Genomic DNA, 25,025 nt, shown 5'->3' on the forward strand with positions numbered 1-25,025 from the left:
GTGTATTTTTTTATAAGCAGATCAGGAATTTCTAGAATGACGTTATGCTTGCCGGTTAGGTCGGGTAAACAGTACATATAGACTTATTGAACGGAGGAATAATGATGAAACGCTCGACAGATCTCGATAAGACATTGAAATCTTTAGATGGACAAAAATACGGCGCGTATAAAAGAATTAAAGGAACATATGTCTTTAATCAATTTCGTTTAGCTATTGATCATGTACAGGTAGACCCTTTTGCGCCACCTTCAAAAATGCGACTTATGATCCAACGAGATGTTGCTCAAATTCCGGATCATTTACTAGATACGAAAGACAAACGGCTTGCAGTATCGGACTTCTTAACCCGAGCGTTTGCCTATCAAGTCGCAACGTTTAATCGCACTGTAAAAGGTTCTGGGAAAAATGGAAAAATCTTTATCGATCATTGTGGCCAAGAAATGCTAGAACGCACGTCGGTTGTAATCAATGACAAAACCATTGAAGTGCGCATTGAAGTTGGTATGCCAGCTGCAGGACGTAAGATTCTTGGAAAAGCTGCAGCGCATACACTGATAAACGGTTTACCAAAGATTGTAAATCAAGCCATGATGTATCAAAATATTGATCAGCAAGCACTTCAACATCAAGTGACAGTAAAACTCGACCAAACGTATATTAGAGAACAACTTGAACAACAACATCTAGTTGCTTTCGTTGCGAATAATGCTATTTTACCAAGAAAAAGTGGTGTGTCTGATGAACCAATGAAAGGTGCGATTCGATTTACGAGTCCAACAACGCTTGAAACGACGTTTAACTTACCAAGTGGTCGGGCAGTCACAGGGATGGCTATTCCTGAAGGCATCACATTGATTGTTGGTGGCGGTTATCATGGTAAATCGACCTTATTAGAAGCACTTGAACGTAGTGTTTATGATCATATTCCTAATGATGGACGTGAATTTGTAATTACACGTCATGATGCTATGAAGATACGTGCTGAGGATGGACGTGGTATTCACAACGTTAACATTAGTCCGTTTATAGATAATTTGCCTGGTAAGAAGGACACGACGCATTTTTCAACTGAGAATGCGAGTGGCAGTACCTCTCAAGCGGCAAATGTGATGGAAGCATTGGAAACGCAAACGTCAACGTTACTTATAGATGAAGACACATCAGCAACGAACTTTATGATACGTGATGGGCGCATGCAGAAATTGATTGCGCCTGATAAAGAGCCCATTACACCATTTTCAAATAAAGTGAGACCACTCTTTGAAACACATCACGTTTCAACCATTTTGATTGTCGGTGGCTCTGGTGATTACTTTGACGTAGCTGATCAAGTATTAATGATGGATGAGTATCATTTGAAGGATGTGACGGATGAAGCGAAAGCCATTGCACAATCAGACGGCTATCAACGCGACACACAAGTAGAAACGTCATTTGGTGAGATTCCATCTCGGGTGCCGTTAGCCACTTCTTTCTCTAAAAAGGGAAAAGATGATCGATTGAAAGCGAAAGGACTACACACAGTCATGTACGGCAAGGAAGCAATTGATTTAACTGGTTTAGAACAACTGCTCGACGATAGTCAAACCAATGCATTGCCGGTTATGATTAATTACTTTAGACATCAACTGATAGATCATCATTTAAGTCTTATTGAGGCGACGAACCAAATGTATGAGGTGATTGAAAAGCATGGCATCGAAGCGGTATCTAACTTCGATGGTCATCCGGGTAATCTAGCGCTACCACGTAAACAAGAATTTATTGGAACGTTAAACCGTTACCGCGGATTAAAAGTGAAATAACATAACAAAAGCACATTGCACTTGATAGTTAATCAAGCTTTGCAATGTGCTTTTAATTCGTTAAGAAAAAGTCTACAGTAATATCATCATCATAATATCTTTCGTCATATTCTTCAATTGACGTATTAGGCAGTATGCTTAAGCTTTTGACATAATCAATACCATAGTCTTCGACATAGCCGTGTTGGCCATGTTTAACATAAGGCGTTACTTTCGATTTAAATTTAACAACTTGATGTAAAAATGGATCTTGGTCGTGATAATATCGCTTCGCTGCATAAACCCAAACATGATCGAAATATTGACCGCCGATGTTCACATCAGTTAATAAAATTTTCGAGAAAATAGGCTTGTTTGGAATTTTTACTTTAGGTGTTATAGTAATATGTTCAATTCGACCTATGACGGTTACAGTTTTATTTTTCAAAGATTTCAAGCTATCGCGAGGCATACCATCACCTTCTTTTGCAAAAATTGTAAAATTGATAACTATTACTTGAAAAAAATAATATTTGATATAATTTTACAACAAAATGCATAAAAAGTGGTGGGATATACATTTTGAAAATACTTTATTTCGGAAGTGTATATTTATGAAATTTACTGTATATGATGGTGGATGCCTTCAGCTGCACGAATACCACTAAAGATACAACCACCTAGGAAAGTACCTTCTAATGCACGATATCCATGAACACCGCCACCACCAAAACCAGATGCTTCTCCAGCGGCGTATAGTCCTTGAATCGGTTGCATCTTTGAATTAAGTGCTTGGCCTTCTAAATTTGTTTGAATGCCACCAAGTGTTTTACGACTAATGATATTTAATTTGACGGCAATCAAACGTCCATTCTGCCCACTTAACATTTTATGAGGTTTGGCCGTACGTATTAATTTATCGCCTAAGAACTGGCGTGCATTATTGATGAAGGCGACTTGTGGATCTTTCGTAAACGGATTATCAATTTGTAAGTCGCGTGCTTTGATTTCTTGCTTAATCGCTTCATAATCAAGTAACGTACTACCAACTAAGTCGTTCATTTTTCGAACAAGCGTACCCAAATCATCAGCAATAACAAAGTCCGGGCCATTATTCATAAAGGCTTCTACTGGAGAGGTTGCTTTACGACCTAAGCGTTCTTGAAGTAGCAACTTGATATCTTTGTCCGTTAAATCAGGGTTCTGTTCAGAGCCTGAAAGGACGAATTCTTTCTTAATAATGTCTTCTGTTAAGATGAACCACGAATAGTCATAACCTGTGTTCATGATAGTTTCTAATGTATGTAAGGTGTCGAAACCAGGATAATCAGGCGCAGGCATACGTTTGCCAGTAGCGTCAAACCACATAGAAGATGGACCTGGAATAATACGAATGCCGTGGTTCGACCAAATTGGGCTATGATTCTGAATACCTTCAGTGTAGTGCCACATACGATCTTTATTCACGATGTTTGCACCTGCATCTTCAGTAATTTGAATTAACCGTCCATCCGTTGAATCAGGTACCCCTTGAATCATAGTTTTTGGTGGATTACCTAAACGTTTAGGCCAGTATTTACGAATAAGTGGCATGTTGGCACCAATACCACCTGAAGTAATTAACAGCGCATCCACTTCGAAATGGAATGTATCTATCACGGTACGGGATGATTTCTCACCGCGTGCCACATCACTTGGTTCTAAAATATTTCCAGCAATGTGTGTCACTTGATTATGTTTGATACCAATATCTGTTACTTGATGACGTGCGAGAAATTCAAATTGACCTTCTTGTTCTTTTTCAAGGACGTAACGACTAAACGGCTCAACTAATCCAGGACCTGTCCCCCATGTGATATGGAAACGTGGCACAGAATTACCATGACCTGAAGCAGACGTACCGCCACGTTCAGCCCAACCTAAGATAGGTGTTAGGCGTACGCCCATCGATTTTAAATAATTTTCCTTTTCAAAAGTCGCAAAGCGCACGTAAGCTTCAGCCCATTGTTTCGCCCAATAATCTTCATCCTCCGGGCGGTCAAATTGAGCAGAGCCAAACCAATCATTCAGGGCAAGTTCATACGAATCTTTAACCCCTAGACGTTGTTGAATCTTAGAATTTACAAGAAACAACCCGCCAAATGACCAGTAAGCTTGTCCACCTATCGCTTGACGTGGTTCCTGGTCTAACATTGTGACATGATAGCCTTTCTTTAATAATTCTGTCGCAGCAACTAACCCACTTAACCCTGAACCAATGACAAATACCTTTTTATTCATAACAAACTCCTTACGATTCTTTTTAGTTACAAATGCATTTACCATATTTTATCAAGTAATGAAGATAAGCGAAAAGGATTATCAAAATTATTTTGATTTAATATATGCGTTTAAAAGATAATTTAGAGCGAATACCACTTTAAATTTAAGCGTTTATTTCAGTTTTTACTTTAAAAAAGTATTAAAAAAATCCAACCCTGATTATTTGATTTCGCTTAAAGAAAAATGGTTGGTTTCAATTCAAACTATAGCAATTAGAGCTTATAAATATTTATATTGACTAGTAGCCAATATAAATATTTATGGGCTAATATTAATAAAAAAGGTTACAAATACGAAGAACCACTAGATAGTAAACTCATTATTGCTAAACCTATAAAAATGAATAGCCTCATTGATTTTTTATTTAAAAAAGAGATGATAGCGCCTAATGAGTTATTGGATAGGCTTAAGGTGAAACCTTTATTTTTAAATGAAATTGCTGGTTTTGATCCTAGAATATTTGATAAGTATATGGATAATGAGAAAGAAAAGCAAAATGGACAGATTTTAAAAATATTTGAAAATAACAATTCTTAAAATGAGTTATTAAAAATTTAAGGGTATATACTTATATCAAATCTTCTTAAAGGGGTGGATGTAAATGGCAACATTAGAAGTGCTTAATCCAGCGACAAACGAAGTGATTCAAACATTAGACTACACTGACGAAGCAACAGCGAAACAACAAATTGAGAAAGCACATGAAGCGTTTAAATCTTGGAGAGAGGTAGACGCACATGAACGTGCAGACAAATTATATAAATGGTTCGCTTTGATTAACGAACATAAAGAAGAATTGGCAGAACTCATTACTAAAGAGGGCGGTAAACCTTTAAAAGAAGCACAAGGTGAAGTAGACTACGCGAATTCATACGTTTCTTGGTATGCCGAAGAAGCCAAACGTATTTACGGACGTACCATTCCTGCGAATACACCGAATAAAAACATTATCATTAAGAAATTCCCAGTAGGTGTAGTTGGTGCGATAACACCGTGGAATTTCCCAGCGGCAATGATTACACGTAAGATTGCACCAGCATTGGCTGCGGGTTGTACTATTGTTTGTAAACCAGCCACGCAAACACCACTGACAACGATACGCTTAATTGAATTAGCGCATGAAGCAGGTATCCCAGAAGATGCCGTTCAATACGTTATTATGTCAGGTAAAGATGCAGGTGAATTGTTCACGAAACATCCAGTGATGCAGAAAGTGACGTTTACTGGCTCAACTAATGTAGGTAAGAAACTTATTGCGCAAGCGGCTGAATCCGTTGAAAATGTCACAATGGAACTGGGTGGCCTGGCACCACTCATTGTTCATGAAGACGCCGATATTGACTATGCGGTAGACCAAACAATTGCTTCAAAATTCCGAAATGCAGGTCAAACATGTATCTGTGCAAACCGTGTATACGTACATGAAGCGGTTGAAGATGCGTTTGTTAAGCAATTAACGCAAAAAGTTCATGAACTGAAAGTCGGAAATGGTATGGATAAAGACGTTACGATTGGGCCATTGATTAACGAAGATGGCGTGAAGAAAGTGGTTAATCAATTGAAAGATGCAGAATCTAAGGGCGCTAAATTATCACGCTCATTAGACGAAGCACAAGAAATGGGCGGCAATTTCTTAAAACCTGTCGTCGTTTCAAATGCGAACCAAGAGATGTTAGCCATGCAAGAGGAAACATTTGGTCCTATCGTACCGATTGCAACATACTCAGATCTAGAAGATGCCATTCAAATGGCGAATGATACACAATTTGGCTTAGCTGCTTATTTCTTTACAAATGATTATCGCACAGGCTTCCACTTATATCATTCACTTGATTATGGCGTGATCGGTTGGAATGACGGTGGACCATCAGCAGCCCATGCACCGTTCGGAGGTATGAAAGAAAGTGGTTATGGCCGAGAAGGTGGCACAGAAGGTATTGAACCTTACTTAGAAACAAAATATTTATCAATCGGTAATTTGTAGTAAAGATTGCTCGCTTCTCATTTATGGGAAGCGATTTTTTTATCGAAAAAATTATTGTGAATTCATCATTTTAGTTTAAAATTACTTTACAAATATTTATGAAATCGTTTACATACACCATTTTCAGTGAAAGAATAGTATAAGATACATAAACTTAGGAGGATGTTATTTATGAGTGAGACGATTCCGGAGAAAATGAATGTTGCATTAATGCATGAACCTTATGATATTGAAATTGTTGAAAGAGACATGCCTGAAGTAGGTCCTAAAGATGTCCTAATTAAGATGATGGCGGTAGGCGTATGTGGTTCTGACGTCCATTATTATGCACACGGTCGTGTAGGCGAATTCGTTGTTGAGAAACCAATCGTATTAGGGCACGAATGTGCAGGTATGGTCGCACAAGTTGGGGAAGATGTCACAGACTTTAAAGTTGGTGATCGAGTTGCTATCGAACCAGGTGAACCTTGTCGTGAATGTGAATATTGTAAATCTGGACGCTATAACTTATGCCCACATATGGAATTTATGGCAACACCACCGTACGATGGTGCATTCTGTGAATACGTAAGCCATCCGGCAGACTTCCTTTATCATCTACCAGACTCAGTGACTTATGAACAAGCGACATTGGTTGAACCATTTTCAGTTGGGTTACAAGCATGTAAACGTGCGGATATTAAACCAGGTTCAACAGTTGTCATCATGGGTATGGGTCCCGTTGGTTTAATGGCAGTTGTCGCTGCTAAAGCTTATGGCGCAACAAATATTATTGTTTCAGATTTAGAAGATAATCGTTTAGAAGCGGCTAAACGTTTAGGTGCAACAACGACAATTAATATTAAAAATGAAGATGTTGTTGAACGTATTAAAGCCTTAACAGACGGGCAAGGCGTGAACTATGCCATTGAAACTGCAGGTAATCCGATTGCCTTAAGAAGTGCGTTAAATTCATTAAAAGATGGTGGCACTTTAGCAATTGTTGGCTTACCTCAAGAAGATATGAACGAAATTAACGTGCCATTTATCGCGAACCATGAAATCAATATTGTAGGTGTGTTTAGATATGCGAATACGTACCCACAAGGTATCCGAATCTTAAGTACAACAGACGCTGACATCGATTCACTATTCACACATCAATTTGAACTTGCCGATACAAAAGAAGCGATGGAATTAACACGTACAAGTAAAGGCGATGCCTTGAAAGTGATGGTTTATCCAAATGGCTTTTTAGATAAATAATGAATCACCACCATTAAGCTAAATTGAATATACATTAACATACAGCCTCCCACCTCGCATGGTGTGGAGGCTATTTGTGTTAGATGAAAATAAACGATTGGTCGGCGCAGAAATTTATGGTATTGACACAGCTGATTTAGTAAACTTACTCGTATTTATCAATAATCAACGTATGACAGCACAAGATTTAAATCAATTGATCTTTGCCTTCCCTGATGCCTCTAGTGGTGTCGTTGATATGTTGAAAGCGACTATGTTGTAAATTAATATAAATCAATAAACAAGCCTACATATTGGAACTAATGCGTTATTGTTCCGAATCATGTAGGCTTGTTTTTATATTTTAACTATACGCGCAGTCTAAAATATTACTTTTGAGATTCTAAGAATTTTTCAGCTACGGCTTTACCAGATTGTGGATTTTGACCAGTAATGATGCGACCATCAGCGACTGCAAATTCAGTCCAATTATCGCCTTGCTCATAGTTAGCACCACGACGTTTCAGTTCATCTTCAGTAAGATAAGGCACGACGTCTGCCAAACCAACCGCTTGTTCTTCACTATTTGAGAAACCAGTAACTGTTTTGCCATCGATGATATAGTTACCTTCAGCATCTTTAACATTTAATAGGCCGATTGCGCCATGACAAACAGATGAAACGACATCGTTATTGTCATAGATTTCTTGTGTTAATTTCTGTAAAACTTCATTGTCTTTGAAATCCCAAATCGTACCGTGACCGCCAGCGAAGTAGATAATATCGTAATTCTCAGCTTTGACAGCATCAGGTGTAACGGTATGGCCAAGACGTGTCATAAAGTCTTTGTTTTGATAGTATTTCCAATCCAAATCAGTCATCATATCCTCTTGTAGACTTTGTGGATCAATGGCAGTATAACCACCTTCTGGGCTAATGTAATGCACTTTATAACCATTTTTATATAAGACATCCGCGAAATGAACAACCTCGCTAAACCATAGACCAGTTGGACGGTTCATATCTGGATATTTCGTTACACTTGTCACAACCACTAATGCTCTTTTTGTATTCATTGATACGCCTCCTCATTTTATACTACCTTCAGTCTACCCTTTTCAGAAAAGTAGGAAACCGAAGTAGTCGTGTATTAAAGATATCATGTTTCAAGTAAAAAGACGTAAGATGTATTCGTTGTGCGTCAAATGCAACTTCAATATACTTAATATAATGATGATTATTAGCGAAAGGAGGAATTAGAATGGCACAAGATAATAACAAATTGAAATGGTCAAGCTTAATAATGGGGACATTACTGTTAATTGTGGCAGTTATCATCTTTAGTTATCCTGTTAAAAACTTCTACACGCTGACTTGGCTTATTGGTTTATTTATTCTTATTAACGGTGTGATTCAGTTGTTATTCCGTCGTGCTGCAAGAGCGCTCGCTGGTAGTGGTACTGGACTTATTATGGTTATAGGGATTATAGATATTATATTTGGACTGCTCGTCATGTTTAATGTTGGAGCAAGTTCAACATTCTTTATTTTCATGTTTGCCGCATGGTTTATAGTAAGTTCAATTATTGGTCTACTTACGATTTCTAAGCAAAGCCGTTTAAAAGGACTATCTATCGTAGTTAATATTTTAGGCTTGCTATTAGGAATGATTTTATTATTTAATCCTATGATGGGAATGATACTTGTTTCAACAATGATTGCGATCACATTTGCAATTTTAGGTGTAACTTATGTCATTGACGGCCTTGCATAAATTTTCAGGATAGGGAGAGAGACATAAATAATATGATGATGCTATTTTGCAAATTCGCAGTAGCTGACTGAACTGCAAATGCGCGTAAATCAAGCTTTTTTAGTTCTAGCCATCCTTGCGGGTGGGGCCCCAGCAAAGAGAANNAAATTCTACAAACAAAGCAAGTTGGGAGTCGGGGCCCCAACAAAGAGAATTTCACTAAGAAATTCTACAAGCAAAGCAAGTTGGGAGTAGACAACGAATTTAAAAAGAATTCTGTCCCACTCCCGTTGACTTTCTCCCGATTTTTATATTTAGAAGAGAAAATGTTAAAAAGTGAATTTATGATTTGGAAGTATTACAATAAAATATATTAAACAATGATTATAGGAGGCATTCATGTGACGTACAATTTTGATGAAATCATTGATCGCCGTGAAACCAATGCGATGAATGTTGAAGGTTATAAAGGTTACTTATTTGGAGATGCAGATACTTCAGACTTAGAAGACCATGATGAACTCATCCGTATGTGGGTCGCTGATATGGATTTCGCGACACCCGACGTTGTGTTAGATGCGATTAAAGATAGACTAGATAAAAAGATTCTAGGTTATACCAACATATTTGGTACAGATTATTATGATGCCTTTGTCTCATGGACAGAGCGACGATTTGGTTATACATTCCCACAAGACCACCTTGTATTCTCTCATGGTATAGTTGCTGGGTTAATTGAACTTGTAAGTTATATTTGTGACGAAGATGACAAAGCACTTATTTTAACACCAAGTTATGGACCATTTAAAATGGCATGCGATAAAAATCACATTGAAACGGTTTATTCTCCAATGATTAATCATAACGGTTATTATGAAATTGATTTCGAAGATGTACGCAAAAAAGTGGAATCAGAAAATATAAAACTGTGTATTTTTGCGAACCCACATAATCCGACAGGCCGCGTATGGTCAGAAGATGAATTGAAACAATTTGGTCAAATCATGGCAGATAATGATGTATGGATCATTTCAGATGAAATTCATTGTGACATTAAACGGGCTGGTCAAACCCATATCCCATTTGCTAAAGCAGTGCCAGATTACGATAAGATTGTGACCGCAATGTCGCAAAGTAAGGCATTTAATATAGCAGGCTTAATGTTCTCAAACATCATTATTCCGAATAGAAGATTATTAAAGACATGGAAGTTACATCACTTTAGTTCTGAGAATCCATTAAGTATCGTTGCGACACAGGCCGCTTATGAAAAGGGCGAAGACTGGTTAGCCGCTATGAATGATTATTTAGACGACAACTTCAAATATTTGGCAAACTTCTTAGAACAAGAACTTCCTCATGCAGAATTTAAAATACCAGAAGCCACGTACCTCGCATGGGTAGATTTAAGCTATTACATCAAAGAAAAAGAAATCAACGAACCCATCGCGAAATACTTTATCAAACACGCAGGCGTGATCATTGAAGGACAAGAACAATTCGTGCATAACGCGGAAGGTCACATTAGAATCAATATTGCCATTCCACGTGAAGTTATGAAAAAAGGATTACAAAAAATAAAAGATGCATTGATTTAAAAGGAGATTATGCATGTCAATTATACCTCTATCGAACAACGGTCAGACACCATTTCAAAAGTTGTTAGGCCATCAAGACAAAATAATGCAGTCATGGTCACAGTTAAGTGATGTGTTAGAAAGTGACGGCACACTTAGCAAGGCATTGAAAGAAGAAATACGAAGAATGTTAGCCCAGAAGAATGGGTGCCAATACTGTAAGGCAAAAGGTCAACCTACCGGCAGTCTACAAGATGAAAAATCATCCATTTGCATAGGATTTACCGAGGTGTTTATCAAAATGGGCGACCACATTCCAGACAACATTATTAAAGTACTTCAAGACAATCTAACAACAGAAGAAATCGTTGAACTCATTGCATTTATTACATTCACCAACGCACAACAGAACTTTGGTGCAATAATGAAATTACAACCATAACTCAAACCTCTAGTCTATTTGGCTAGAGGCATTTTTATTTCAAATGTTCAAATTACCAAAAAGTATATTATTACTCTCTATTTATAATTTTATATGATATGATACAAGAAACAGAATATTCAGTCATAATCAATTTTTATAACTTTATAAATAAGGGGGTTAGGCTCATGCCTAAAAAGTTATTTAGTATTGATTTAAACAAGACAATGGACCAACAAGATCATCCAGGTCACAATCGCTGGCATCCAGATATTCCAGCGGCTTTTTCAGTGGATCCTGGAGAATCGTTCAGAATAGAATGTTTAGACTGGACAGACGGTCAAATTAGTAATAATGATGATCCGAGTGATATTAAACACGTCAATTTAAATCGAGTTCATGTATTAAGTGGACCAGTACATGTTAACGGTGTGGAACCTGGAGATTTACTTGTTGTGGATATTCTAGATATTGGTGTATTTGATGAACATCAATGGGGATTCAACGGTATCTTTGATAAAACGAATGGTGGAAGTTTCCTTGTAGATCATTATCCTAATGCGCAAAAATCAATTTGGGATTTCAATGGTATTTATGCGACGAGTCGACATGTACCTGGAGTAGAGTTTGTAGGTTTAATTCATCCTGGCTTAATTGGTGTGGCACCATCTCAAGAAATGCTAGATGAATGGAATCGCCGTGAAAAAGAACTTGTTGATACTGACCCAAATCGAGAACCCGTATTAGCTAATTTACCTGACACAGACGCTGTAGTTGCTGGTACGTTAACTGGGAAAGATTTCGACAGAGTGGCTAAAGAAGGTGCACGTACGGTTCCACCACGTGAAAATGGTGGTAACTGTGATATCAAAAACTTATCTAAAGGTTCACGTATTTACTTCCCAGTCTTTGTTGATGGCGCAAAATTATCAGTAGGAGATTTACATTTCTCTCAAGGTGATGGCGAAATCACATTCTGCGGTGGTATTGAAATGCCTGGTTGGATTGAACTTAGAGTTAATGTTATTAAAAATGGCATGGAAAAATATCATATTAAGAAGAATCCAGCATTTAAACCAGGTCCAGTAATGCCTAATTATACGGATTACATCGTCTTTGAAGGTATTTCTGTTAACGAATTTAGTGGTAAACAAACGTATTTAGATGCTAATACGGCATATAGAAATGCTGTATTAAACGCAATTGAATTCTTAAAAACACGTGGCTTTACTGGCGAACAAGCATACATGTTACTAGGTACAGCTCCTGTACAAGGCACTGTAGTTGGCATTGTAGGTGTTCCCAATGCATGTTGTACAATCGCAATTCCTCGAGAAATTTTTAAAGAGGATATTATTCCAAACTTGGAGCCGGATAAGTAATGCCTAATTATACTTATAATTGCGCAAAATGCGGAGAATTTACACTTCGACAATCAATGAACGTTCAACATGATACAGCTACTTGTCCTTCGTGTGAGAATGAAGGAACACGTGTTTTTAATAGTTTTCAAACGTATAAAATGGATGGAAAGTTAAAAAAACGTATTGAAAGAGGTCAAGAACCCAGATTAGTAAGTAAAGATAAACTTCCACCAATGACTCCAAAACCAAGTAAAGCAGCTCGTCCTTGGATGGCTGGTCATTAATTAAATCTGGCATATTTACCCTCAGCACATTTAAAATGCTGGGGGTATTTTCATGCCTTGTTCTAAATACGTCCCTTATTTAAAAAAGTAAAAATTCTGTCACTTACGTTTATTTGAAATTATAAAAATATAACTCTAATATATAATTGAAAGGGTGTAAAGCGCTTACACCAAATTAGGGTGATTATGTTCTAAGCAAACATTATTAAGGGATGGAAAGACAACTTCAAAGGTGAAAGGGGTAGCAAATGATGTCTAAATCATATGATTTAATCGTTATTGGAGCAGGGCCTGGAGGTTATGCAGCAGCAATTCGAGCAGCGCAATTAGGAAAGCATGTAGCGATTGTTGAGAAACAACACGTGGGTGGTGTATGTCTGAACGTAGGTTGTATACCGTCAAAGATATTTTTAGAATATGGTGCGAAAGTGAGAGACATACAATCTGCAAACAATTGGGGAATTAAGACGAATCACATAGATATCGATTTAAATGGTCTTGTGCAACGTAAAGACCAAGTGGTTAAGACCGTAACGGATGACGTTCGAGATGCATTACAGCAACACAATGTTGACATGATTGAAGGCGAAGCAGAAGTACTTGAAGGATTGAAAGTCCAAGTGAATCAGACCATTTACACGGCGGAAGATATTATTTTAGCAACAGGGACAAAGCCGTTTGTACCACCAATCGAAGGTCTAGATCAAGCACACTTTGAAACAGCTGACACATTTTTCAACATGGATGCATTGCCGAAACAACTCGTGATAATTGGTGGCGGTGTGATTGCCTCGGAAATCGCCTCTTCAATGGCTGATTTAGGCGTAGATGTTACGATTTTGGAAAAGGGCGATAACATTTTATCTAGTGAAATTGAGGAGATACATACGCATCTATCCTCATATTTGAAACAACAAGGTGTACAAATTATTACCAATTCAGAAACAACGAAAGTGAATGCTACAACCTTAGAAATAGATGGTAAAGATGGGCCTAAAGAAATACCATATGAAACGTTACTCTTTGCGACAGGACGACAACCTAATGTTCATGTGGCTAAGGCATTAAAGCTAGAACAAGATGGGAAGTGCCTCCAAGTCAATGAACATTATGAAACAAGCTATGCGCATGTTTATGCAATTGGTGATTTGGTGCCAGGTTATCAACTAGCACATACCGCAAGTGCGCATGGTAAGTATGTAGCAGAACATATTGCAGGCAAACATCCAGAGGCGATTAATCAAGAAGATATACCGCGATGTATCTATACAAGATTGGAATCTGCGTCTGTTGGTTTATCAGCATTACAAGCACAAGAAGCGGGCTATGAGGTTGAAGTGACAACTGCGTCTTTTCAGAAGAATCCTAAAGCAATCTTGAAAGGTGAAACACAAGGACTTGTTAAAATAGTGGCGAATAAGCAAGATGGCAAGATCTTAGGTGGATTTATCGTTGGGCCACATGCGACAGATTTAATTAGTGAAATTTTAGGCATTAAAATGGCAGGAGGTACGTTGAACGATATTGCGCACATTATTCAACCACATCCTTCACTATCAGAAGTGATTGGTGAAAGTGCAGAGGCATCTTTTGGAAAAGCAATATACCATTAAGTATGAACGATCATTATCTTTCAAAATCCAAGTCAAATACATTGAAAATCTATTCTTTTTAATACATTAGCGATTTATTTATAAATTACACAAAATGAATTTTAATATTTACGTAACTAGTTTGAACGATCCCCCAGGTGCGCCAAAGCTACTTGGGGTTTTAATGTGTCATTTATGTAACTCGTTAATTAACGTAGCGATTAAAATGTTAAAGTAAATTAAATTGTTTAAGTAATAAACCTCATTCGTTAAAAATACGCAGTATTGTGTAAACTACACACATTAAAGTAACTTAATAAACTGCAATTTAACAATCATTGAACAGTCACTATCGTTTATCGTAAGATAGTTGACTTCTTTTTTAAAATACACTATCTTATATTATAAGATAGTTAGTAAAAGGTGATGACATGTCAGTATCTAATCAAATGATGAAGGGGCTTTTAGATGGTGCAATTCTGGGACTTATAGCTAAGGGAGAGACGTATGGGTATGAAATTTTAGAGAAATTAAAAGCAAACCAATTTCCTGAAATTAGCGATGGTAGTATTTATCCAGTGTTACTTAGATTAAGTAAGAAAGGCTACGTTCACACAACCACGCGTAAATCAGATAACGGTGGCCCTAAACGTAAGTATTATACGATTTCTGAAAGCGGCCAAGAAGAATTGGAACGATTTAAGGAGAAATGGCGTTATCTCAACTCAGGAATGAATAATTTATTCGGGAGTGATGAATATGATGACTAAAGCACAGAAAGACTATATATTAAAGCTAAAGGCAGAATTAATGTTTAGAGGTAAGGATGAGGATGAAGTCCATGCCATTGGTGATGAATTACAAGATCACTTTGAAATGGCAGAAGCGAATGGTGGCGATGTGAGCGATATTCTGAATACGCCTGTGAAAGACTATGCGGATAACTTCTCTAAAGAAATGAGTTTCACTAAAGGGTTACCTAAATATTTAACGTACTTCGTATGCTTTATGATTGCGGTATTTACGATACCAGATTTCTTTGAAACGACCTTCACACTCACAGTGGGCTATATTTTAAATATAATCTTTATCTTCGTATTAGCGATCATTGTGCCGTGGTTCTTAATAAGAAAAGCAATTGTAAAATATGGCGATGCTAAACGTGTCTATGTCTATGCGTTTATAGGCGGTATGGTTCTTTTTACACTAATGATTGTAAGTACGTATATTGCTGAAAAATATCCAATCTATACACTTGTGAGCCTTAATCAAACGCAAAGTATCGTTACTGGACTCATATTATTAGCAATTGTCATGTTGCTATGTTTCATTGTGAAACAAAAGCTATTTGCACTTGTCATCTTTATCGTGTGCTTACCTAATTTAATCGGCCAGATTTTTAAAGCACATCATCATTCTAATGAGCAATTTCTAACGATATCACTTGTACTGTATATCGTATTACTTATTGGAATCAATATCGCATTCTTTGGTCATGCTTATTATACGAACCGAAAAGAGCGAAAACATCATTCTTAAATGATTGATAAAAAGCGTTGAATCACTTCATTAATAGTGACTCAACGCTTTTATTAGTGACGCATCATTGAAATATGAATGCATCATTAATCGACTAACCAACCACCATCGATTGGAATAATTGAACCGTGGATGAAATCAGAATCATCACTTGCTAGGAAGAGTGACAATTGTGCAATTTCCTCTGGTTGACCATAACGACCAGCAGGTACAGAATTTGTTTTTTCCATAACATCTGCAGAACCTTCTTCAAACATCGCATGTGTCATGCCAGTATCAACGGCACCAGGTGCAATGGCATTTGCTTTAATACCTTTAATACCGTAATCAAATGATAATTGTTTCGTATAACCTGCAATACCATGTTTCGCTGAAGTATAAGCTGCACCGCCACCGCCAGCTACAAATGCACCGATAGAAGCAATATTAATAACCGTACCTTTGCCATTGTCAATCATATGTGGCAACACTGCATTCGTTACAAGATACGTACCTTTTAAATTAATATTAATAATTCTATCCCATAATTCCTCTGACGTTTCTAGCGTTGGTTTATAATCATCTAGGATACCAGCTGTATTACTTAAGATATTAATCGTACCAAATGCTTCAACACCTTGTTTAACAGCGTGGTCAACACTTTCTTTATTAGATACATCGATCGTAACTGGCAGTGCTTCGCCACCATGCACTTTAATGTCACTAGCTGTTTGGTTCACAGTCTCTTCATTGATATCAGCGATTATAACTTTAGCACCTTCTGATGCATAAAGAATGGCCTGTGCTTTACCCATACCAGAACCTGCACCTGTAATAAATGCGACTTTACCATCTAATTTACCCATTAATAATCCCTCCAAGATATATTCATGAACACCCTTTATTTAACTATTCCTTTAAAATGTGAAAGTATTCATATCACTTATTTATGTATTCATAACTTTAAGTTATGAGACTTTGAATGATTATTAATTAAGAATATAGGTTCAACTAAATTATTGTAGATTGCTAGGATAATAAATTTTACTTACTAAAATACGAAGTATAGGCTGCGAGACGCTACTAGGAATAGCATTAGCACTGAGACAAAACCTAAGTAAAAAAAAGAGTTAAATCACAACCTACAAGACTTTGAAAAAGGCTTATAAAGTGATTTAACTCTTTTCAATTCTAATCAACTTTGTGGGGGCGAAAAAACGAATTCTTAAACACTAGAATTCTGTTTCGCTCCTAGCAATGCCTAGAGCAAGCGAGCAGCAACAATACGTAGTATTGTGTAACCTGCACGCATTCAATTGTTAGAGTATTTAACGCATTATAGTTCTTCGTACATAGCTACAATTTCATCTGCTAATCGGTCATTGATTTTCGCATATTCTAATAAGAATGCTTTTACACCATGTGCATCAATGTATTCACGCATTTCAACTGTTTCTTTATCGTTCATATCATCATATTTCAATAATAACGCTGCTGCTTTTAATAAGCCTTTGCGACGTAAGTTATTTTCATATAGATAAGATAAAGGTTTGATAATACGATCTTTAGGACCGATTTTACGGATTGTGCCACGACCTACACGTGTTACTTCGTCAGAAAGGTATGGATTTTCGAAACGACCAATAATTTTTTCAACATAAGCCGCTTGTTCATCTTTAGTGAAGCTGAAGTTATCTACGATATACTCGCTTGTTTCACCTAATACTTGACGTAAATCTGCAACGATAGCATCATCTTTAACCGCATCTAAGACAGTATCTCTACCATAGAAACGACCAGCATATGCTAATAAGGCATGACCTGTATTAACAGTTAATAATTTACGTTCGATATAAGGTGTTAAATCATCAACATATTTAATATGTTCTAATTCTTCACCGTACCAAGCGTCTTTTTCGACAACCCATTCAAAGAAAGGCTCAACCATAACGTCTAAAATATTGTCATTCTTTTGAAGAGGGACAATACGGTCAACCGCAGAGTTTGCGAAGTGAATGTTATCGCCTAATGGACCAGTGATATCTAAGATTGCTTCTTTAAGCGTATCAGTCGCCATAATTGCATTTTCACATGCCACGATGTTGACGTGATTTTCTTTTTCTTTTAACACTGGTGCGAATGATTTCGCAATAATAGGAAGAATGTTTACACCAACCGCAGTTGTAATGATATCTGCTTCAAGAATCGCTTGTTTCAACTCGTCTGAAGGTTGACCACTGTTAATTGCACTAACACCAGTCACGCGTGTTGTTGTTTTCTCTTCATTAGCAAGAATAACGTTATATGCGCCTTCTTTATCTAATGCAGTGATAATGTCTTCGTTAACGTCTGCAAATGTGACATCAATATTGTTATCTGAAAGAATATAGCCGATGAATCCACGACCAATATTACCAGCTCCGAAATGTACAGCTTTCATTATGCATCAGCCTCCTCGAAGACTTGTTTAATTTCTTCCGCAGATTTAGCATTGACGATACGGTCAACATTTTCTTCTTCACTGAATGTAATTGCGATTTTAGATAATAAGTCTAAGTGTTCGCCATCTTTACCAGCGATACCAACGACAACTTTCACTGTTTCGCCGTTCCAATCTACACCTTCAGGAATTTGAAGTAATGTTAAACCAGATGCTAATACATCACCTTTAGCTTCATCAGTACCGTGAGGAATTGCTAATCCGTTACCCATGAATGTAGAAACAAGTTGTTCACGTTCTTTCATTGCTTGGATATACGCTTCGTTTACAGAACCGCTATCTACTAACGCACGACCTGCTTTTTCGATGGCTTCATCTTGGCTTCCTACAGATACGTTTAAAAAGATATTGTCATTACTAAATAATTCAGTCATTTTATACACTCCTAAGTTAATTGGTTTTGAATTCGTTTTAAAAAGCTATCTCTCAATATGTGTTTCATAGCGTCAGGGTCTTGCATGAAGTCATCAATTTGCTCGAGATGATGCCCCAATTCAGCAGATAGTTCCCCGACAAGTTGTGCCATTTCATCATTATTTGGGATGAATAGGCTAACCATATATTTAATTTTGAAAAGGTCATTTTGAGTACTTTGCATGTCCATCTCTTGATTCAATATCGTGATAAGAATCAATGGACGTAAAATCAAATCATCCTTCATATGTGGAATAGCAACAGGGTAGGGTTGCAATATCCAACCAGGATTCTGATTCAATTTATCCTGCAACAGCTCAGCGAATGACGTCTGACTATTCGGCGCAATCACGCCATTGTCCTCAAGATAGTCAGCTAAATAGTGATTCCAAATAGTTACATCTTTATATTCAAATTGCATAGAGTTCAACAATGCTAAGCCTTGTTCGATGTTCCTGACCACTTGATCAGGATCTTGAATCGAATGTTTTACTTCGCGTATTTCATGTTGTTTTGCTTTATGCTCAGTCGTCTTTAAGAATGATGCCACATAGGTCACGTCAGCTTCTGGTAGTAGCGGGTTAACCGTAATAAATGGTGCTGAAATATCCAATTTAACAGTTGAAATAATACCATCGTAATCTTCAAGATTTAATCGTTTCAAATCACTGACGGACGCTTGTGTAATCTTCTCTATTTCATTAAACGATTGTTGTAGTCGTGTTGCTAATAATCGACTTGTTCCAATACCACTACTGCAGACAACTAAAACATGTAGCAGTTGGCTCGACTGACTTTTTAAGGAGCCACCAAAATGTAAGACAATAAAGGCAATCTCGCTATCCGGGAAGACTAACTCCGGCCACGTCTGATCAATCGCTTTATGCACGATGTCGAAGAGACGAGGGTACTTGTACTTAATCATCTCAGTGAGTGGATTGTATGTCTCAATATTGGCTTCCAAACGATTAATCGCTGGATTGATGTGCAATGATAAGCCATGAACAAGTGTCGCATAGTCTTCAAATGTTTGGCCTGATAGACGTTCAACACGGTTTACAAATGCTTGTATTTTACGGTCGTCAAATTCATTATTCTCAAACATCTTGGAGGTTGTTCGGCGGTTTGCACCGCGTAAATGAATGGTTATAAATGTAACTTCCGCTTGATTAAAGTCGATATCGTATAGTGTCTCTATACGTTTCGCAATTTCTGTAGCAATTTGATGTTCAAATGTGTCTTTAACAGAATGATGAATATCTTCATTTATGGATACATATTCTCCATTTTGAATGCGCGCAATACTCAATACAATATGGACGGTTAAGGTAAGGTAGCTCGACTCCGTTAAGGTGTACGGCAATTGGCCTAAGTAATCCATTAAGATACGTTCAATCTTAAAGATGCTATCCAAATCGACTAACGCTTGTTGTGACTGATTAATCGATTGATAGACAAAGTGATTCTCGATAACGGAGTAAACACTTGTACTATTTAAGTTATTTACCATCAATTGACTTAAGAACTCACGTTTCTTCGATTCAGGACCATCAAGATATACCCCTTCACCACGTTTGCGATAAAGGTTAAGTTGATAGCTTGCGAGATCTTTCTCTAAGTCATCAAGTAATTTGGTTAATGATTGAACAGATACGCCAATTTCTTGCGCCAAGCTATATTGCTTCACCGCATGCTTGGATTGAATCAGTGCGTATAAGATAATCGCTTTTTGTTCTTCAACAGACAAGTCAATCGTATCGTGTTGGGCCATTTCTTGTTTTAAAAGTTGAATTTGGTCATCGTTACAAGACAACTTAATGCCTTTTTTATTCGCACGTTCAAGTGTCATATTGAATCCTTGAAGGTAGGTTTCAATGCCTTTTAACTCACGATGAATTGTACGAGAGGACACGCCAAGTTGTTGAGCAATTTCATAAATCGTGACGTATTGACCGTAATACTTAATTAGCAGTTCAATGATTTCCTTTTCACGTGTACTCATTAACATGGTGTGTCCCCCCTTTGAAGGAAGTCTGAACATAGGAAGCAATCGCGCTATGTTTGACTCCTAAACTATTTAATTATGCTTTGTCTTGATCTTTCTTCAAGTTGTTTAATAATTCTTCATAACGTGGTGAATTTAAGAAGTTATCCACTGAGATATGAATTGCGTTTGGAACTTGTTTGATTGCACGGTCTGTTAATGTTTTTTGTGTAATAACAAGTTGTGCATTATTTGGTAATTGGTTAATTGCAGTATTTGTAACGTTAACGTCTGAAATGCCTGCTTTTTTAAATTTATTACGTAACATACTTGCACCCATTGCACTAGAACCCATACCCGCATCACATGCGAAAATAACATGGTCAACATTGCTATAGTCATGCGCGTCTACGTCTTCAGTGTTGTAGTTATCAAGTAAGTCTTCTTCGTCATCTTCTGATGAAGCTTCTGTATGATTGTCACCTTCAGCTTTGTTTGCTGCTACGCCAGCTGCGCCAGTACCAGTAGTGGCACCAGTTAATTTAGATGACACGCTAGATTTTTTACCTTTAGTAGATTCCATTTTTGCTGTTGCTGCTTCTAAATCTTGTTTAGGTTCTTTAGTAAATTTCATAATTAATGCGGCAACTACGAATGAAACAAGTGCTGCTAAGAATACGCCTAATACCATGTGTAAGAACTCGCCTTTAGGTGCATTTAAGCAATACACGATGAATGAACCTGGTGAAGCTGGACTCTTGAATCCGAAACCAGTTGCTTGGTAAGTTGCTACGCCAGTCATACCACCTAAAATAACAGCGATGAATAATAATGGACGCATTAATACATATGGGAAGTAAATTTCATGAATACCACCGAAGAAGTGGATGATTCCTGCACCATATGAAGTTGCTTTAGCTGTCCCTTTACCAAAGATCATGTACGCTAATAAGATACCGATACCTGGTCCAGGGTTTGATTCGATTGCGAATAGAATAGATTGACCTGCACTTGCGGCTTGGTCAGTACCAAGTGGTGTGAATACACCGTGGTTAATCGCGTTGTTAAGGAATAAAATTTTAGCTGGTTCTACGATGATACTTACAATTGGTAATAAGTGTAAGTGTACTAAGAATTCAACTGCTACTGATAAGATGTGCATGATGAATTGCATAATTGGCGCCAATAGTTTGAAGCCAAGGATTGTCATAATGAATGCTAGAATACCTGCTGAGAAGTTATTGAATAACATTTCAAAGCCTTGTGGTGTTCTAGGTTGTAAGAATTGGTCAACTTTCTTCATTAACCAACCAACAAGTGGTCCCATAATCATTGCACCAAGTAACATTGGTGTATCTGGTAATGCAACAATAACCCCCATAGTTGCTGTCGCTGCAACGATACCACCACGTAAGTCGTGAATTAAACGACCACCACTAAATGCGATAAGTAATGGAATTAAGTACGTGATCATTGGTCCTGCTAATTGAGATAATTCTTTGTTAGGATACCAACCATTATCAATGAAAATCGCAGCAATAAAGCCCCATGCGATAAACGCACCGATGTTTGGCATAATCATACTACTAAGGAATGAACCAAACGCTTGAACTTTACGGCCGAGACCTTTTTTCTCTTGTGTCTCTGTTTGAGCCATAACTACACCTCTTTTTTTATTCTGATTTGATACTTCAATTGTAAGGGCTTAAGAAAGCGTCTTCAACACAAAGAAAATGCCACTTTGTCACAGTAATTGTGACAACAGTGTGGCAAGGTCGTGGCTATAGTTGCCAACTATATCAAAGACTAATTTAAGAATTCCGCTATTAATGTTAGTGATTCGAGAAATTTATAATTATTTCATTGGAAAATACTTATAAATGTTAATGATTAATAAAGAATCTTATTACTTACATTTCAAATGCTCAATTAGTTATTACTCATTTAAAGATTAAAGAATAGGAAACGGGTTATAGAAAAAGAAAGAAACAATATAAGGAGTGTTGTTAATGACTGGAAACACAGGAGACGGTTGTGTGAAATGTGGACATACTGAAGTGGAAGAAGGTACTTTATCAGCAACAGGATCAGGCATATCTAAGATGTTTGATGTGCAACATAACAACTTTAAAACAATAACTTGTGAAAATTGTGGGTATACGGAATTTTATAAAACAAATAATAATAGAACAAGTGATATTGTTGATTTATTCTTTGGAGGATAATTTTATAATGATATTTAAAGTAAGAGTCAATGTATATGAATACATTGGCTCTCTTAAAAGGCAAAAGGTAGACTTCGGGTTGTGTGATGTCAGAGGTAAGGTTGCCTAAAAAATACTATTCACCCATTTGTTGTGCATAGTTTGTCATAGCTTCAATAGTGTCTGTGAATGTAAAAATAGCAATTCTATAATTATCAACATCATCTAAAGAAATAAAATCATTTATATCATCAACATCATTACTTAAAAAATAAAATCTTTTTATAGCTCTATCCGCATCAATATTTATTGAATTATTTTCTTCTAATATTGCTCCTCTGAAATTACCATTATAATGTTGATTTCTATTAAGTTCATACCAATTGTATAATTCATTGACTACGTGTAGCTTACCCTCTTTTTTAACCTCGTGAATAAGAAAATCTTTGTTTACAACTAATTCACCTTTGTATAAATAATCATTTTTATCCGGATAGTTTAAAGCACTACCTCTATGTCCTTCATCTATTAAGTTTTTACCGTCTTCATTAATTTTTAGTTTAACTAAATTATTAAGGCTATTTATTGTTTCATTCTTCTCTCTTTCTAATACGAAACTCGTCTCTTTCCAATTAAAAGTAAATTTCTTTAAATCCATTAGAAAATTTTTAATTTGAGGATAAAAAATTAAAATAACTAAAAAGATTAATAATGGGAAACTAAAGTGAACATACAAAAATTTAAATAGATTAATTGTTGACATCCATATGGTAATTAAAAAACTAAATAATTTATCCATTTTTCACCTCTTTCCTAAATACTACCATATTTAATTAGTAAAGTTTTAAGTATTTTGAGCAATTTATATACGCAATTAACTAATCTATTGATAACATGTGTATATTACTAAATACATATTTCCAGGGTTATACCGATAGGAGGGTTTGTATGAATTCCAATACTGAATTTAAAAAAGGGATTCTATATGCGTTAGGGGCATATGTACTATGGGGTATCTTGCCAATTTATTGGAAATTAATTGGTGGCGTTAGTGCATTTGAAATCCTAGCTTATCGCATTGTATTATCCATGATCTTTATGATTCTAATGATCGTCGTTTTAAAGAAATCACAAACATTCAAGCGTGATTTACAACATTTATTCTCACATCCAATTGAACTTATCGTCATCATTATTGCCGGTTATGTGATTACGGTGAACTGGGGAACGTTCATTTGGGCTGTATCTAATGGCCACGTACTTCAATCTAGTTTAGGTTATTACATTAATCCATTAGTCAGTATATTATTGGCGTTTATTTTCCTAAAAGAAAGATTTAATAAATTTGAATCTTTAGCCATCGTATTTGCGGCAATCGGAGTACTCTATATGACGATACGCGTTGGAGAATTTCCAGTTATCTCATTAATGCTTGCTTTCTCATTCGGCATTTATGGCTTGTTGAAGAAGATTGTTAAAATCGAAGCCATCAGCAGTATTGCGATCGAATGTATCGTCACAGCGCCAGCGGGATTAATTTATATGATTTATTTATGGAAGACAGGAACGTCATCAGTCGGTATGAACATGGATACTTTCTGGTTACTATTCTCAGGGGCAGTAACAGCCATTCCATTAATTTTATTCTCAGCAGGTGCCAAACGAATTCCATTATCTCTAACAGGATTTATTCAATACGTTGGACCAACGATCATGTTCTTCTTAGGTATCTTCGCATTTAAAGAGCATTTTGATGCACAGCAACTTGTTACGTTCGCGCTCATTTGGATCGGTATTGTATTGTACAGCATTTCTCAGTACGTGAAAATGAAACGTAACCCTAGACCTGAATAATGATTTAAACGAGCCTAGAACATAAATAATATAATAATGTTATTTTGCAAATTCGCAGTAGCTGACTGAACTGAGAAGTCGCTTAAATCAAGCATTTCTCAGTTTAGTCATCCTTGCGGGCGGGGGCCCCAACAAAGAGAATTTCACTAAGAAATTCTACAAGCAAAGCAAGCTGGGAGTGGACGACGAATTTAACAAGAATTCTGTCCCACTCCCTTTCCAACTTTTCTTAAATAAGTTAAA

General features: G+C 36.7%; 24 protein-coding genes. 15 read left to right on the plus strand and 9 right to left on the minus strand.

All coding sequences use genetic code 11. The features are described 5' to 3' along the window. Window positions 1-104 precede the first annotated feature (104 nt). Complete coding sequence (locus KA828_RS02465; protein WP_204193888.1) at window positions 105-1,808, plus strand: ABC-ATPase domain-containing protein; 1,704 nt, start codon at window positions 105-107, stop codon at window positions 1,806-1,808. 52 nt (window positions 1,809-1,860) lie between these two features. On the opposite strand, the gene KA828_RS02470 is transcribed toward KA828_RS02465, so the two are convergent. Then, window positions 1,861-2,259 (minus strand): hypothetical protein, encoded by a 399-nt coding sequence (locus KA828_RS02470; RefSeq protein ID WP_107629326.1) that lies wholly within the window; start codon window positions 2,257-2,259, stop codon window positions 1,861-1,863. 149 nt (window positions 2,260-2,408) lie between these two features. Beyond that, window positions 2,409-4,067 carry an FAD-binding dehydrogenase gene (locus tag KA828_RS02475; RefSeq protein WP_204193794.1) on the minus strand — a complete coding sequence of 553 codons (1,659 nt, stop codon included), beginning with the start codon at window positions 4,065-4,067 and terminating at the stop codon, window positions 2,409-2,411. A 276-nt stretch (window positions 4,068-4,343) separates the two neighbouring features. On the opposite strand from KA828_RS02475, the gene KA828_RS02480 reads away from it, so the two are divergent. The 4 genes from KA828_RS02480 (at window position 4,344) to KA828_RS02495 (ending at window position 7,600) form a co-directional block, all read left to right on the plus strand. Continuing rightward, entirely contained in the window at window positions 4,344-4,646 is a 303-nt protein-coding gene (locus KA828_RS02480) for a hypothetical protein (RefSeq protein ID WP_204193796.1), read from the plus strand. Between the two features lie 64 nt (window positions 4,647-4,710). Continuing rightward, the gene (locus tag KA828_RS02485) at window positions 4,711-6,093 is read left to right on the plus strand and encodes an NAD-dependent succinate-semialdehyde dehydrogenase (protein ID WP_204193798.1); all 1,383 of its coding nucleotides are present in this window, start codon (window positions 4,711-4,713) and stop codon (window positions 6,091-6,093) included. A 171-nt stretch (window positions 6,094-6,264) separates the two neighbouring features. Continuing rightward, the gene (locus KA828_RS02490; RefSeq protein WP_204193800.1) at window positions 6,265-7,338 is read left to right on the plus strand and encodes an NAD(P)-dependent alcohol dehydrogenase; all 1,074 of its coding nucleotides are present in this window, start codon (window positions 6,265-6,267) and stop codon (window positions 7,336-7,338) included. 61 nt (window positions 7,339-7,399) lie between these two features. After that, window positions 7,400-7,600, plus strand: coding sequence for a hypothetical protein (locus KA828_RS02495; RefSeq protein WP_343283852.1), 201 nt, complete (start codon window positions 7,400-7,402; stop codon window positions 7,598-7,600). A 106-nt stretch (window positions 7,601-7,706) separates the two neighbouring features. Here the strand turns inward: KA828_RS02495 and KA828_RS02500 are convergent, their stop codons facing one another. Further along, window positions 7,707-8,393 carry a type 1 glutamine amidotransferase domain-containing protein gene (locus KA828_RS02500; protein WP_204193802.1) on the minus strand — a complete coding sequence of 229 codons (687 nt, stop codon included), beginning with the start codon at window positions 8,391-8,393 and terminating at the stop codon, window positions 7,707-7,709. Window positions 8,394-8,578: 185 nt separating this feature from the next. On the opposite strand from KA828_RS02500, the gene KA828_RS02505 reads away from it, so the two are divergent. The 8 genes from KA828_RS02505 (at window position 8,579) to KA828_RS02540 (ending at window position 15,847) form a co-directional block, all read left to right on the plus strand. Then, a complete protein-coding gene (locus KA828_RS02505; RefSeq protein WP_204193804.1) occupies window positions 8,579-9,091 on the plus strand; it encodes a DUF308 domain-containing protein in 513 nt (170 codons plus the stop codon). Window positions 9,092-9,471: 380 nt separating this feature from the next. Further along, on the plus strand, window positions 9,472-10,668 hold the full coding sequence (locus KA828_RS02510; protein WP_204193806.1) for a MalY/PatB family protein: 1,197 nt from the start codon (window positions 9,472-9,474) through the stop codon (window positions 10,666-10,668). Window positions 10,669-10,681: 13 nt separating this feature from the next. Next, window positions 10,682-11,089, plus strand: a complete 408-nt coding sequence (locus KA828_RS02515) for a carboxymuconolactone decarboxylase family protein (RefSeq protein WP_204193808.1) — start codon at window positions 10,682-10,684, stop codon at window positions 11,087-11,089. Window positions 11,090-11,256: 167 nt separating this feature from the next. Further along, window positions 11,257-12,450 carry a formamidase gene (gene fmdA / locus KA828_RS02520; RefSeq protein WP_210125330.1) on the plus strand — a complete coding sequence of 398 codons (1,194 nt, stop codon included), beginning with the start codon at window positions 11,257-11,259 and terminating at the stop codon, window positions 12,448-12,450. After that, a complete protein-coding gene (locus KA828_RS02525; protein WP_204193813.1) occupies window positions 12,450-12,716 on the plus strand; it encodes an FmdB family zinc ribbon protein in 267 nt (88 codons plus the stop codon). Before fmdA ends, KA828_RS02525 begins: the two co-directional genes overlap by 1 nt. Window positions 12,717-12,967: 251 nt before the next feature. Continuing rightward, window positions 12,968-14,329 (plus strand): dihydrolipoyl dehydrogenase, encoded by a 1,362-nt coding sequence (gene lpdA / locus KA828_RS02530; RefSeq protein ID WP_204193815.1) that lies wholly within the window; start codon window positions 12,968-12,970, stop codon window positions 14,327-14,329. Between the two features lie 410 nt (window positions 14,330-14,739). Further along, window positions 14,740-15,078, plus strand: coding sequence for a PadR family transcriptional regulator (locus KA828_RS02535; protein ID WP_204193818.1), 339 nt, complete (start codon window positions 14,740-14,742; stop codon window positions 15,076-15,078). Continuing rightward, entirely contained in the window at window positions 15,068-15,847 is a 780-nt protein-coding gene (locus KA828_RS02540; protein WP_204193819.1) for a hypothetical protein, read from the plus strand. Before KA828_RS02535 ends, KA828_RS02540 begins: the two co-directional genes overlap by 11 nt. Window positions 15,848-15,933: 86 nt before the next feature. Here the strand turns inward: KA828_RS02540 and KA828_RS02545 are convergent, their stop codons facing one another. The 5 genes from KA828_RS02545 to KA828_RS02565 form a co-directional block, all read right to left on the minus strand. Then, entirely contained in the window at window positions 15,934-16,692 is a 759-nt protein-coding gene (locus tag KA828_RS02545) for an SDR family NAD(P)-dependent oxidoreductase (protein WP_204193821.1), read from the minus strand. A gap of 470 nt (window positions 16,693-17,162) precedes the next feature. Then, window positions 17,163-18,266 carry a mannitol-1-phosphate 5-dehydrogenase gene (locus tag KA828_RS02550; protein ID WP_204193823.1) on the minus strand — a complete coding sequence of 368 codons (1,104 nt, stop codon included), beginning with the start codon at window positions 18,264-18,266 and terminating at the stop codon, window positions 17,163-17,165. Next, the gene (locus KA828_RS02555; protein ID WP_033079814.1) at window positions 18,266-18,700 is read right to left on the minus strand and encodes a PTS mannitol transporter subunit IIA; all 435 of its coding nucleotides are present in this window, start codon (window positions 18,698-18,700) and stop codon (window positions 18,266-18,268) included. The genes KA828_RS02550 and KA828_RS02555 overlap by 1 nt, the downstream gene beginning before the upstream one ends. 11 nt (window positions 18,701-18,711) lie before the next feature. Continuing rightward, on the minus strand, window positions 18,712-20,748 hold the full coding sequence (locus KA828_RS02560; protein ID WP_204193825.1) for a BglG family transcription antiterminator: 2,037 nt from the start codon (window positions 20,746-20,748) through the stop codon (window positions 18,712-18,714). Between the two features lie 73 nt (window positions 20,749-20,821). Beyond that, window positions 20,822-22,381, minus strand: coding sequence for a PTS mannitol transporter subunit IIBC (locus KA828_RS02565; protein WP_204193827.1), 1,560 nt, complete (start codon window positions 22,379-22,381; stop codon window positions 20,822-20,824). Between the two features lie 352 nt (window positions 22,382-22,733). On the opposite strand from KA828_RS02565, the gene KA828_RS02570 reads away from it, so the two are divergent. Continuing rightward, window positions 22,734-22,949 carry a zinc ribbon domain-containing protein gene (locus tag KA828_RS02570; RefSeq protein WP_204193830.1) on the plus strand — a complete coding sequence of 72 codons (216 nt, stop codon included), beginning with the start codon at window positions 22,734-22,736 and terminating at the stop codon, window positions 22,947-22,949. A gap of 115 nt (window positions 22,950-23,064) precedes the next feature. Here the strand turns inward: KA828_RS02570 and KA828_RS02575 are convergent, their stop codons facing one another. Further along, complete coding sequence (locus tag KA828_RS02575) at window positions 23,065-23,727, minus strand: hypothetical protein (protein ID WP_107629311.1); 663 nt, start codon at window positions 23,725-23,727, stop codon at window positions 23,065-23,067. A 149-nt stretch (window positions 23,728-23,876) separates the two neighbouring features. On the opposite strand from KA828_RS02575, the gene rarD reads away from it, so the two are divergent. Then, a complete protein-coding gene (gene rarD, locus KA828_RS02580; RefSeq protein ID WP_204193832.1) occupies window positions 23,877-24,782 on the plus strand; it encodes an EamA family transporter RarD in 906 nt (301 codons plus the stop codon). Window positions 24,783-25,025 lie beyond the last annotated feature (243 nt).

It is taken from the genome of Staphylococcus sp. GDY8P85P, assembly GCF_017892405.1.
In the GTDB taxonomy this organism is placed as follows: Bacteria; Bacillota; Bacilli; order Staphylococcales; family Staphylococcaceae; genus Staphylococcus; species Staphylococcus borealis.